Source organism: Haemophilus parainfluenzae (genome assembly GCF_003252725.1).
GTDB lineage: Bacteria > Pseudomonadota > Gammaproteobacteria > Enterobacterales > Pasteurellaceae > Haemophilus_D > Haemophilus_D parainfluenzae_L.
The window spans coordinates 328,834-341,484 of the sequence record NZ_QEPO01000001.1 but is presented as its reverse complement, the minus strand read 5'-3'; the positions used below and the strand labels follow the sequence as shown (position 1 = coordinate 341,484).

The window sequence follows — 12,651 nt, the reverse complement described above, 5'->3', positions numbered from 1 at the left end:
ATGCTGTTAAAAAAAATCTACCAAGACCTAGGATTTTCAATACGTAAAGTCAATGAAGATGAAATCGAAATCAAAAACTCAACTTTTGATGGCTATTTACGTGGTTTCTTCAGAACTCTAATTATTGGTATTTTCTCTGTAATTGCATTTTTAGATTATCAACACAAAGAGCCTCCTTTATCTGGAATATATAATTCTGTAAAAGAGGATTTTTACTGGGCAAGATCACCCGATACAATATTAATTCCACTGTACAAATATCGAGTGTTAAGAGAAAATGATCCTAATTATTTTATTAAAAACCCTAGTAAATATCCTCCCATGTCTTATGAGGAATATCGTAAACCATTTTTAGAAAATCATTTTTGGCGCACACACGTTTTTTACTTTGAGCTAATTCCAATCTTTTTGGTATTTGTACTCTTTTTCTATCCCCGCCACCGATCAATTCGACTTAACCGTAAAGAGAGGGTCATTTATATGCAGGCATTTCATAAAATCTTTGTAATGCCGGTACCGGATAAAGACGATCCGTTAATGGGCATGAAATATAACCGCTTTAGCTTTTATATGTTCGGTAGCCGCAAACACTTTTCGTTGTTGATGACGGGGCTTGTAGTGGAAGGGAAATACACCGAGGCTGAACTTTTAGGTTGTTATCCCCTGCCGAATCCTCTGCATAACATGCACCTGATTAAAGCCATGCGAGAGTTTTTTACTCAAGAAAATCCTGAGTTTTTAAAACATATCGGTAGGTTTTATCGCACCCCATGGCTTCGTCCTGCTATTGCTTTTTGTAACAGCTTCAGTTTTATTCGTTTTCCGATTTCCAGCCGGAAGAAAATCGACCGAGCTATTGCAGAACACAAAGCGTTTTGGAATTCTCTTTCTTACAAACAACAAATGCAACGTTATGATAAAGCAGTCAAAGAACAACAAGAACTTAATGAACAACTGGCTTCAGAAGGTTTAATTAACGAAGTTAACAATGACTGGGAGGAAACCGAAAAATCGCCAGCTTTGCAAGATTAATAAACAGGTTGATTGAAAAGTGCGGTAAAAATTTTCAATGTTTTAAAACGCTTAAAAAATCAACTGCACTTTTATTTGAGATTCATGAAGTAAAAAAGAAAAAATGTGTAAACAACTACGTTTTTCAATCCGAAAAATCAATGAAGACGAAATCGAAATCCGCAATTCTTTTTTTGACGGTTATACTCGAGGATTTATTCGGCTCTTATTTATCGGTATTTTTTGCATGAGTTGGTATCAAAATGCCAAATATAAACAACCGCCTTTTTCCTATGAAATTGCTGCAATAAAGGAAGATTTTGATGCAGTTTTTTTTCCTGATAAAGGAATTACTGAATTATATGAGGAACATATAAAAATAAGATCAGATCCTGAATTTATTAGAGACTTTCCAAATGCAAAGATTAAATCATATGAAGAATTTAGAAAACCTTACATAGAGCGGGATAAATGGAACAGAATTCGATTTTTCTTCCACCCAATTTGGATGGCATTCCTGCTATTTTTATTCTGTCTGCCGCGCCCGCGTGGAATCCGAGTAAACCGTAAAAAACGGATTATTTATGCACCAATTTTAAACGGCACCTATCGCGTCGCCTTTGTGCCGAAGGAAGGTGACCCGCTGGGTGGCGTAGTCTATTCCTGTTATGGCCCACACCCTTTCGGCGGGGAAAGTTTATACTCTTTTGTGATGGCCATTCGGGAAGAGAAGAACATGCTTCCCTCTCGTCATTATTTGGGCGTGTATCCGTCGGTGACTTCCAAGCAAAGCATTGATATTTTAAACGCCATTCGCGCTTATCTCACAGAAGATAACCCTGAATTTTTAAAACACATCAAGCGCCGTTTTAGCGTATGGCATTACATCGCCACTATCCCGTTTTGCAACGCTTTTGCCCTTCCCGTGCCGTTTAACCGAGGTAAAGCTGATGCGGCTATTGAACAAGCCCTCGCAGAATGGAATAAAAAAACGAATAATCAAAAACAAAAATGGTTTAAGGATATAATAGCTGAAGAACAAAAAATCATTAATGAAGAGCTTACCATCAAAGGCTTAGATAATCACTCGCCATAAGATAAGTTAGAAAAGTGCGGTAAAATCTTTCAACGTTTTAAAACGCTTAGAAAATCAACCGCACTTTTATTTTTTGTGAAAATTAGAATAGAAAGCATCCCGTAAGGTATACTAAATGCAAAAAATCAGATTCAGAAATAATAAGGAAAACGATGAATCGAAATCAAATTTACCATGATCTTGGGTTTTCAATACGTAAAGTCAATGAAGATGAAATCGAAATTAAAAACTCAGCTTTTGATGGCTATTTGAGAGGTTTTTTTAGAATGCTTATTATTGGTATCTTTGCAGTGATTGCATTTTTAGATTATCAACACAACGAATTCCCCTTATCTGGAATATATAGTGCTATAAAAAATGAACTAAGTTTTGGATTCTATTCTGATGAAGTAATTAAACCTATGCATGATAGACATATTATCACTAGGAAAGATAGCGAATTTATAAAGATGTTCCCCGATGAAAAGATTCTTTCTTATGAAGAGTATAAGTCAGAATATAGCACTGATATATTAAAATCTAAAATATGGTTTATTCTTCACTCTATTTTATTTCTCTTTATTTTCTTACTCTTTTTCTACCCACGCCACCGCTCCATTCGACTTAACCGTAAAGAGCGGGTCATTTATATGCAGGCATTTCATAAAATTTTTGTCATTCCTGTGCCGGATAAAGGTGACCCATTGATGGGCATGAAATATAACCGCTTTAGTTTTTATATGTTCGGTAGCCGTAAACACTTTTCGTTGTTGATGACGGGGCTTGTAGTGGAAGGGAAATACACTGAAGCTGAACTTTTAGGTTGTTATCCTCTACCGAATCCTCTTCATAACATGCACCTGATTAAAGCCATGCGAGAATTCTTTACTCAAGAAAACCCTGAGTTTTTAAAACATATTGGTAGATTTTATCGCACGCCATGGCTTCGTCCCGGTATTGCTTTTTGTAACAGCTTCAGTTTTATTCGTTTTCCTGTTTCCAGTCGGAAGAAAATCAATCAAGCCATCGCGGAACAAAAAGCTTTTTGGAATACGCTTTCTTATAAACAACAAATGCAACGTTATGATAAAGCAGTCAAAGAACAACAAGAACTTAATGAACAACTCGCCTCAGAAGGTTTAATTAACGAAGTCAACGATGACTGGGAGGAAACCGAAAAATCGCCAGCTTTGCAAGATTAATAAACAGGTTGATTGAAAAGTGCGGTAAAATTTTTCAATGTTTTAAAACGCTTAAATAATCAACCGCACTTTTATTTGAGATGAATAAAGAAAATATGCCAGAGCAACAAAAAGAAAAAGATTTGATTGATAAAATAAGTGAATTTTTTATTAATAAACATAAAGATATTGCCTACTCCATTCGTAAACGTGGCAACGATGAAATTGAAATTCGAGACTCCATTTTTGATGGTTATGCTCGTGGGTTTATTCGCTTTGTTTTAATTGGCATGACACTCATTAACGTATTTCATGGTTCATCTGGCATTCCATTTTATAGCCAATATCTCGAGGCAAAAAGTGATTATGAATGGGCTTTCAATCCTGACAAGCCAGCTATGGAAAATTATTTAAGTTACAAAGATAGAATGGAGGAAGTTAATCAGTTTAGAGAAAATAAATTGGAGATAACTCCATATGCAGAATATAAATATGGAATTTCCCCCAAATCACCACTAAAAGATTTTATCCTTGATATCATTTTAATTCCCTTTGTGGTCTTTGCCTTTTTCCTTCCCCGCCCACGTGGTTTTCGTGTCAATCGCAAAAAACGGGTGATTTATTGGCAAACCATCTTCGGCAGCCATGCTATTGCTTTCGTACCGGAACAAGGTGACCCGCTAGGCGGAATCAATTACAGCCGTTTCGGCTTGTATGCGTTTGGTGGGCATGAACGTTTTTCATTGCAACTTTGGATTGACGACTACCTTTCCAAACGTCGCGTCACTGCCCTGTTCGGCGTATATCCAAGCCCAAGCTCGGAACATAACGCCCAAATCCTACGCGCTATTCGTGCCTATCTTACGGAAGATAATCCGGAATTTTTAAAGTATGTAGGCAGAGATTTTAAAAACTTCGGGTTAAAATTTAACATTGCTTTATGTAATGCCTTTGCACTGCGTGTGCCGTTTAGTCGTAAAAAAGCCGACCGAGCCATTGACCTGGCGCTTGCCGAATGGAATAAGAAAACCCCGAACCAAAAACAAGGCTGGTTCAACGAATGCCGCGCAACACAAAAACTCATCAATGAACGTCATCTGCGGGAAGAATTAGATAACGAAGTAAAATAAACCAATTTAAAACAAAGTGCGGTAAAATTTTCAACGTTTTAAAACGCTTAAATAATCAACCGCACTTTTATTTGAGATTCATGAAGTAAAAAAGAAAAAATGTGTAAACAACTACGTTTTTCAATCCGAAAAATCAATGAAGATGAAATCGAAATCCGAAATTCTTTTTTTGACGGTTATACTCGTGGATTTATTCGGCTCTTATTTATCGGTATTTTTTGTATGAGTTGGTATCAAAATGCCAAATATAAACAACCGCCTTTTTCCTATGAAATCGCTGCAATAAAAGAAGATTTTGTTTGGGCATTTAATCCTGATAAAAAAATTTACCCTATATACGAAGAAAGTAAGAGAACTCATAATGATCCAGAGTTCAGAAAAATGTTTCCTAATAATAAGCTGCTTCCTTATAACGAATATAGAATTCCTTACATCGAAAGAAGAACTACTGAAAGAGTTAGAGCTTATTTCCACCCAATTTGGATGGCATTCCTGCTATTTTTATTCTGTCTGCCACGCCCGCGTGGAATCCGAGTAAACCGTAAAAAACGGATTATTTATGCACCGATTTTAAACGGTACTTATCGCGTCGCCTTTGTACCGAAGGAAGGTGATCCGCTGGGTGGCGTGGTCTATTCCTGTTATGGCCCGCACCCTTTGGGAGGAGAAAGTTTATACTCTTTTGTGATGGCCATTCGGGAAGAGAAGAACATGCTTCCCTCTCGTCATTATTTGGGTGTGTATCCGTCGGTGACTTCCAAGCAAAGCATTGATATTTTAAACGCCATTCGGGCTTATCTCACAGAAGATAACCCTGAATTTTTAAAACACATTAAACCCCGTTTTAGTGTGTGGCACTATATTATCACCATCCCATTTTGCAATGCTTTTGCCATTCCCGTACCGTTTAACCGAGGTAAAGCTGATGCGGCTATTGAACAAGCCCTCGCAGAATGGAATAAAAAAATGAATAATCAAAAACAAAAATGGTTTAAAGATATAGCTGAAGAACAGAAAATCATTAATGAAGAACTTACCATCAAAGGCTTAGATAATCACTCGCTATAAGATAAGTAGAAAAGTGCGGTAAAATTTTTCAACGTTTTAAAACGCTTAGAAAATCAACCGCACTTTTATTTTTTGTGAACATTAGAATAGAAAGCACCCTGTAAGGTATACTAAATGCAAAAAATCAGATTCAGAAATAATAAGGAAAACGATGAATCGAAATCAAATTTACCATGATCTTGGCTTTTCAATACGCAAAGTCAATAAAGACGAAATAGAAATTAAAAACTCAACTTTTGATGGCTATTTACGTGGTTTTTTTAGAACTCTTATTATTGGCATTTTTTCTGTAATTGCATTTTTAGATTACCAACACAAAGAAGCGCCCCTATCGGGAATATTAGAAGGAATCAAAAATGATTATATTTGGGCTATTAATCCAGATATAAAAATTAAACCTTTATATGAAGAACATATAAAGATTAGAAGCACTCCTGAATTTATTAAAAATTTTCCAGATGAAAAAATAGAAAGCTATAAAGAATACAGAAAACCATATATAGAAAATCATTTTTGGCGAACACATGTATTTTACTTTGAGCTAATTCCAATCTTTTTGGTATTTATACTCTTTTTCTACCCCCGCCACCGCTCAATTCGTCTTAACCGTAAAGAGCGGGTCATTTATATGCAGGCATTTCATAAAATTTTTGTCATTCCAGTGCCGGATAAAGGTGACCCATTGATGGGCATGAAATATAACCGCTTTAGCTTTTATATGCTCGGTAGCCGCAAACACTTTTCGTTGTTGATGACGGGGCTTGTAGTGGAAGGGAAATACACCGAGGCTGAACTTTTAGGTTGTTATCCCCTGCCGAATCCTCTGCATAACATGCATCTAATTAAAGCTATGCGGGAATTCTTTACTCAAGAAAACCCTGAGTTTTTAAAACATATTGGTAGATTTTATCGCACGCCATGGCTTCGTCCCGGTATTGCTTTTTGTAACAGCTTCAGTTTTATTCGTTTTCCTATTTCCAGTCGCAAGAAAATCAATCAAGCCATCGCGGAACAAAAAGCTTTTTGGAATACGCTGTCTTACAAACAGCAAATGCAACGTTATGATAAAGCCGTCAAAGAACAGCAAGAGCTTAATGAACAACTGGCTTCAGAAGGCTTAATTAACGAAGTCAATGATGACTGGGAAGAAATCGAAAAATCGCCAGCTTTAAGTGATTAGCAAGGTTTTAGTTATAATATTAATAAAAGTGCGGTGGATAATTGAAATGTTTTTAAAACATGTAAACAATTAACCTTACTTTAAAGTAGAGTTTATTTAACCCCTTAAATATCATGGGATTTAAATACTCTAACCATTTAAAAAATTTACTTATTTCATCTAAAATTTAATGTTAAATCGTTTATAATTTGATATAGTTACACTTGTCTGTAAAGACAATAAATATATTCATCTTTAAAGTCATTAGGAGAATTTTATGCCTACACCAGCATTTATTTCCATTGAAGGTAGTAATCAAGGAAAAATTACAGCAGGTGCATTTACCGAAGATTCTGTCGGTAATGTTTATGTTGAAGGTCATGAAGATGAGATCATGGCACAAGCGATTAGCCATATCGTGACTGTTCCAACTGATCCACAATCAGGTCAACCATCTGGTCAACGCGTTCACAAAGCATTCAAATTTACTTGCTCTTTAAACAAAGCAGTACCTTTAATGTATAACGCATTAGCTTCTGGTGAAATGTTACCAAAAGTTCAAGTAACTTGGTTCCGTACCTCTATCGATGGTCGCCAAGAAGAGTTCTTCTCAACAGTATTAGAAGACGCAGTAATTGTTGATATGAACTTAGTGATGCCAAATGCTCAAGATCCAAGCAACGCACCATATACTCAATTATTAGAAGTAAGTATGAGTTACCGTAAAATTAACTGGGATCACACTATTGCTGGCACATCAGGTTCTGATGACTGGCGTAGACCACAAGTTTAATTTTATCTACTTGATGAAAAAGCTAAATAGAAATCTATTTAGCTTTTTTATTTTCTATAAAAAAAGGGAAATATTATATTTCCCTTTTACTTAAATTAATTATTTTCTGGAAACTTCACTTCTTCTTCATAAATTTCCATTGGTTCTAAAGAGCTTTTACCTTCTTTTTCCGTATCAAGTAATTTTGATGGCAATCTAAAGTTGCTTAATACGCCACCAAAGAACGGATTTGTGCCATTTTCTACCGTTAATCTATAATTGATCGCCCCACCATTTAATTTAAATGAGAGATCTACAGATTGTCCATTTACCTTCTTCGCCGCCTGATCTAGTACTCGGAATAATGACCATTCACCTGTTCGACGAAGAGTTGATGTGTCCCCAGTTGATGTTACGAGCGTTAAGCTTGTTTCTACATCTTGTCGTGTCGTATTTGGCCAAATTAAACGACTTGCAGATGGCACCTCATGGCTATACTTCAGCAACTGCCCATCAATATTAAATGTTGATGCCGTGAACTTACCAGAAAGCCCCAACGGTTTTAAGCTGAAAGAAATATTCACATTACCTGAAGCATCAAAATAATTTCGTTGAATATTTTGTAAATCCTGAAGTGCGGCTAAAAATGATGATGAAATCACGCTTTCACCGTTCACGACAGAAAGTTCCGCATTGTCTTCTAAGAAGAATTTTAAATAATCATTATAAAAACGCTGCACTCGTCCGTTTGGCCCAAAGAACTCACGGAAATCATCCAATGAGATATTTTCGCTTGCCTTACGATTTAATGGGTAGCGATTTGCGATTCTGCTCTTATAGAAACCATATACATTACGATTCCATAGTGCATTGATCTCACTTAATGCCGTTTTTAGTTCTAGTGTCCAAGCCTCATCCGCAACTTTATTTAATTGAGTTGAAAGAGGCTCTGCCATTTCATTCGCTAAACGTTTTAAATCAACAGTTGGATTTGTTCGTTCTAAATTAAGCTCTGCCATAATGGCTTTCAATGCAGTTTGAGATGGCTCCGGTGATTTCTGAATCGTCTGCATATAGAATTTTAACTCAGACAATTTTTTCATTACCGTATCCATATGCGGCTGTCCAGCATCTGATGCGGCTTTTACCTCATTAACCAAAGGAGCAAAATGTTGTGCAATTTGCAATGAGGCCATTTGATTTGCTGTAGCTACATTTGTATTTTCATTACGATTTTCAGCATTAATTCCCGATAGACTTGGATAAATATCACTGTTCTTATCAATTAAATTAATCATTTTTTGTAATGGTTTTTCATTACCAGTTAAAGCATCTAATACGTCTACTGCATGACGCAAATCAACAAAATGAATAATCTCTAAATTATTTAGTGCATCTTGCCATGTCTGAATGTAGTCCGCGATGTAACGCTCTCGAATCTCTTCAGATAAATTGGCAAGCTCTTCTTTTGAATAATTCGTCGTTTGCTGTTTACCTAGCACCCAAGCATCTATCGCAGCAAGTTGCAGCAAATCCTGAGCCTTAGGATCATAAAAATCTTTATATGCCCAATCAGTAAATAGTGGACTAATTAATGTGCCATACCAACTAATATTTTTATCTCTAAAGAACGTTTTAGGATCTTCAGTTGTAAAATCAGTTTTAAATATAGTGGTAAAAGTTTGCCCAATTTCAGCTTTCAAATCAGTGGCTGGCTGCAGTTCTGTATTTGCCAGAATTTTAAAGTTTTGATAAACACGGTCCGCCAGTGGTAATTTGCTGTATTCCTGCTGTTTATCTGCAATTTTCTTATCAAACATGCTGAGATCGGGATCTACATGTTCCATTGCATAACTAAAATGAGCCATAAGCTGACGCTGAATATCTGGATTCTTAGGATAATTTTTTTGCAGATATTTCGTCATCCACTGCTCAGGAATTTTAACCTTTCTATTTGCCATATCGTCAATCATTCGATAAACACGCAATAGCTCAAGTCCTTCATTGCTATCTTCAGGTAAAGCGTCCATTTGCTCAATCAATCCCATCGCAATTTCAGGTAAAAAACGCTCCCCAAGGAATTTTTTATAGGCTTCACTTACTTTTCCGCCTACTTTTTTACCTTGGTACAACCCAAAATCTTTAATTATAGGTAAGGCCTTTTCATAGTCTCCATAACCATATGTTGCCTGACGTAATATGTTCAATGGTTTTAATAAATTACGTCCTGTTGGATCCATGGATTGGCTAATATTCATCTGACGGAATTCTTCTGTCAATTTTAGAATTTTTACTGATGTTGTTTTATTTTGATAGAAGTAATTTTGCCATGTCGCTAAAACACAAATACCACACACAGCCATCGCAACAGCACCTAGAATAAACTTACGTTTACTTCGTCGAATTTCTTTTTCATTATCGCTAACAAGACCCGCTTCAGGATAAATAATATTTTGAAAGAAATTATACGTGAAATAGGTTCTTTGAGAGCGCTCTGGCAAATAGCTTGGCACAACATGAGGTAAATCAAACTGCTTAGAAATAGCTGCTTGATAAAAATCCATTGGAATGCCTTCTTGGAAGATAGAAGAAAAATACACACCACGAACATAAGGTGTAGTTGTGAAACGATCGCTCTCTAATACATCGCTAATAAATTGAAGCAGAATATTCTGCATACCACCTAATTGGCGAGCATACATGTAAAGTGACTCTCGTTCTTCTTGTGAAATTGTTCCTGCTAATTTATCAAAAACAATTTCCTCGATCTCTTTAACAAAAGCACTATAACTATCAGCCAACTCTTTTGTCCAATTATCGATTTGTTCATCTGTATTTAATGTGAAAGAAAAACCTAAATTTTTATGACGTTCAGCTTGTTTCAAATCATTATAGAATGTTTCAAAACCCTCAATAAGATCGGCCTTGTTTAAAACAACATAAACGGGTATACGCGCCCCAAACTGTTCAGTTACTTCACGGATTCGGTTGCGTAATATAACAGCTAATGCTTGTCTATCACTGTGATTTGATGCAATTAACTTTGGAAGATCAACAACTAAAATAATGCCATTAATTGGTCTTTGTGGACGAACATCATTAATCCAATCAAGTAAATGTAACCATAGTCCTTTTGCAATTTTGCCATCTGGATCACGTTCCGTACCTAACTGCTGAATCATTCCACCTTCAGGATCAAGCAAAATAGCATCATCACTTGCCCACCAGTCAATTTGATATAAAGAATTCTCGCGCATATAACGCTTAGAGGTTCGCTCTACTGCGGTAAGAGTAAATTTTTGGTTCGAGCGATTAATAAAGCTTGTTTTACCAGCTTCATCAGAACCGAGAACCATATACCATGGAAGCTGATAAATGTAATCTTTATTAGATAAATGATTTTTAAGTGCTTCAGACATCAGTTCAAGGCTGTCATCTTGATCCTTGATATAAGGGAGAATAATGTCTTTTTCCTCTTGCTCTTTCTCTAAATCATTTTTTTCTTTGTTTAAGCGAGCGTTCTTGAATTGAAGTTTCAAAATAGCAATAATTGCTAAAGTAAGCAAAACAACAACGGTGGCAATAATTCTGCTGCCCATTCCAACTTGTTTCGCTAAGTCATAATCCCAACCTTTTTCATTTGAAAGGCCTGTGAAACTCCAAGATGTACCATAAGTCCAAATTCCGACAAAAATAAGAATTAGACCTAATGTAAGTAATACAGGAAGTGAATTTCTAAGATGTGAAAAAATAGGACGCGTAAACTGGCGAAAAATCCCTAATAATTGGTTCAAATAATTCATTCATTATCCTTTAATAATTTATCTTTTAATTGTTCTATTTGAGTAAAAAAAGTACTATCCCACTCTTCAACTGTGTATTTTTTACAGTGATTAATCAGTTCAGACAGCTCATTAAGCGCAATCGATAACATATCCTCTTTTAAGAAAAAACGTATTTTCTCAAATTGTAAATAATGCTTTGTTCTAACATCAATCACTGATTTTAACTGTTCATCAATTTTTTTCAGAACAGACACAAAACCTTCAGCCGAATAAAGTTCATCAAGATCACTCTCTAATGAGTTTTGTACTGAAGCTTGAGTGCTTACATTCACACTATTATTATCGGAAAGCCAATCCGAAACAATATCACTCAAAAAAGGCTCACCATTTTGGAATTTTGCTAAATGAAATGCAGGAAACTTATTAACAAATTGTTCAGTTACACTTCTAATCGTTTCTGCCGCCTCTTTAAATTTTAAAGCTTGGCAACATTTTGCAGACAAGTAGCTCCCTTCAATCCAATATGGGCTTGTTGTTAACGTTTTTTCAATACGATTTAATAACTCCACACTTGGTGATGAAACAACTAGATCCCGATAATCACTTACTTTATCAAGTGGAACGGATTGCATGGCTGTAATACCTTGGCTATTCATCTCTGGTAGTTGGGTAATACTATGCCATAGCCCAAATCGACGGCTTACGTAACCCAATATTGATGAAGGCTGTAATTCACAAGTGGTATCTGCAACTTGAAAGTAAAATTGTTTTAATTGACGAGCATTTGTCAGTTCAAATTTATTTACGTCAGGAATATTTAAAGAAATTTTCTCAGCAGAAACTTGGCTAGCAGTAATTGGTGCATCTGTAGCCGTTTGGTCTGGTACGACTTTATTCACTTCTTTTGTCTGAGAATTCTCAACAAAATCTGACCGCTCTTTTACGAAACGTCGTAATCGAGCTAAAGTAGACTCAACACCTGGAAGTTTTTCATTTAATTGAAGCGAAAGTACCTCTATAAGTTTGTCTATCTGCTCATTTTCTACTGCCGTAAATCTTACATCTGTATTATTTGATGCTGCGTTTTCAAGGCGTTCAAAGATCAGTGTAATGAACTTTCCTTTAAAACGATTAATTGTATTATCGGTTGAAGGCTTAGGATAAGCATTAAAAAGAAACTTCTTATTGAATTCAGAGAACAATGATAGAAAGTCAACAAGATTAGACTTAAATCCTTTATAAAGTAAGGCATAACCTAGATATTGTAAAACCTTATAGTCTTTACAAGACTCAGATAAATACTGCTGAGAATGTGAAATAATCCCTTCCCAATCAATCGTATCATGCTGCAAAGAACCAAACTTCATGACTTGCTCATCAAGCGCAGAGAAAACAATACCCTCTTCATCAGGTGTACCGACGGGAAAATATTCTCCCGCAATATCATCTAAAATGCTCTGATACTTCATT

At 35.8% G+C, this 12,651-nt stretch carries 9 protein-coding genes; 7 read left to right on the top strand and 2 right to left on the bottom strand.

Annotated features, from left to right (window positions below):
* From DPV85_RS01740 to DPV85_RS01710, 7 genes are all read left to right on the top strand, one after another.
* On the top strand, window positions 1–1,032 hold the full coding sequence (locus DPV85_RS01740) for a hypothetical protein (RefSeq protein ID WP_111326671.1): 1,032 nt from the start codon (window positions 1–3) through the stop codon (window positions 1,030–1,032).
* 103 nt (window positions 1,033–1,135) lie between these two features.
* Window positions 1,136–2,107 (top strand): hypothetical protein, encoded by a 972-nt coding sequence (locus DPV85_RS01735; RefSeq protein ID WP_111326669.1) that lies wholly within the window; start codon window positions 1,136–1,138, stop codon window positions 2,105–2,107.
* A 152-nt stretch (window positions 2,108–2,259) separates the two neighbouring features.
* Window positions 2,260–3,288, top strand: a complete 1,029-nt coding sequence (locus tag DPV85_RS01730; protein ID WP_111326667.1) for a hypothetical protein — start codon at window positions 2,260–2,262, stop codon at window positions 3,286–3,288.
* Between the two features lie 95 nt (window positions 3,289–3,383).
* Window positions 3,384–4,397 carry a hypothetical protein gene (locus tag DPV85_RS01725; protein WP_111326665.1) on the top strand — a complete coding sequence of 338 codons (1,014 nt, stop codon included), beginning with the start codon at window positions 3,384–3,386 and terminating at the stop codon, window positions 4,395–4,397.
* A gap of 99 nt (window positions 4,398–4,496) precedes the next feature.
* On the top strand, window positions 4,497–5,465 hold the full coding sequence (locus DPV85_RS01720; RefSeq protein WP_111326663.1) for an HMG-box domain-containing protein: 969 nt from the start codon (window positions 4,497–4,499) through the stop codon (window positions 5,463–5,465).
* 151 nt (window positions 5,466–5,616) lie between these two features.
* Window positions 5,617–6,645, top strand: a complete 1,029-nt coding sequence (locus DPV85_RS01715; RefSeq protein ID WP_111326661.1) for a hypothetical protein — start codon at window positions 5,617–5,619, stop codon at window positions 6,643–6,645.
* Between the two features lie 256 nt (window positions 6,646–6,901).
* The gene (locus tag DPV85_RS01710) at window positions 6,902–7,417 is read left to right on the top strand and encodes an Hcp family type VI secretion system effector (protein ID WP_005696601.1); all 516 of its coding nucleotides are present in this window, start codon (window positions 6,902–6,904) and stop codon (window positions 7,415–7,417) included.
* 95 nt (window positions 7,418–7,512) lie between these two features.
* Here the strand turns inward: DPV85_RS01710 and tssM are convergent, their stop codons facing one another.
* Both tssM and tssA read right to left on the bottom strand, forming a co-directional pair.
* Window positions 7,513–11,199, bottom strand: a complete 3,687-nt coding sequence (gene tssM / locus DPV85_RS01705) for a type VI secretion system membrane subunit TssM (RefSeq protein WP_111326659.1) — start codon at window positions 11,197–11,199, stop codon at window positions 7,513–7,515.
* Window positions 11,196–12,650, bottom strand: coding sequence for a type VI secretion system protein TssA (gene tssA, locus DPV85_RS01700; RefSeq protein WP_111326919.1), 1,455 nt, complete (start codon window positions 12,648–12,650; stop codon window positions 11,196–11,198). The genes tssM and tssA overlap by 4 nt, the downstream gene beginning before the upstream one ends.
* Window position 12,651 lies beyond the last annotated feature (1 nt).

Coding starts and splice junctions, on each gene's coding strand:
- DPV85_RS01740 (WP_111326671.1), top strand. CDS start 1: ATGCTGTTAAAAAAAATCTACCAAGACCTAGGATTTTCAATACGTAAA.
- DPV85_RS01735 (WP_111326669.1), top strand. CDS start 1,136: ATGTGTAAACAACTACGTTTTTCAATCCGAAAAATCAATGAAGACGAA.
- DPV85_RS01730 (WP_111326667.1), top strand. CDS start 2,260: ATGAATCGAAATCAAATTTACCATGATCTTGGGTTTTCAATACGTAAA.
- DPV85_RS01725 (WP_111326665.1), top strand. CDS start 3,384: ATGCCAGAGCAACAAAAAGAAAAAGATTTGATTGATAAAATAAGTGAA.
- DPV85_RS01720 (WP_111326663.1), top strand. CDS start 4,497: ATGTGTAAACAACTACGTTTTTCAATCCGAAAAATCAATGAAGATGAA.
- DPV85_RS01715 (WP_111326661.1), top strand. CDS start 5,617: ATGAATCGAAATCAAATTTACCATGATCTTGGCTTTTCAATACGCAAA.
- DPV85_RS01710 (WP_005696601.1), top strand. CDS start 6,902: ATGCCTACACCAGCATTTATTTCCATTGAAGGTAGTAATCAAGGAAAA.
- tssM (WP_111326659.1), bottom strand. CDS start 11,199: ATGAATTATTTGAACCAATTATTAGGGATTTTTCGCCAGTTTACGCGT.
- tssA (WP_111326919.1), bottom strand. CDS start 12,650: ATGAAGTATCAGAGCATTTTAGATGATATTGCGGGAGAATATTTTCCC.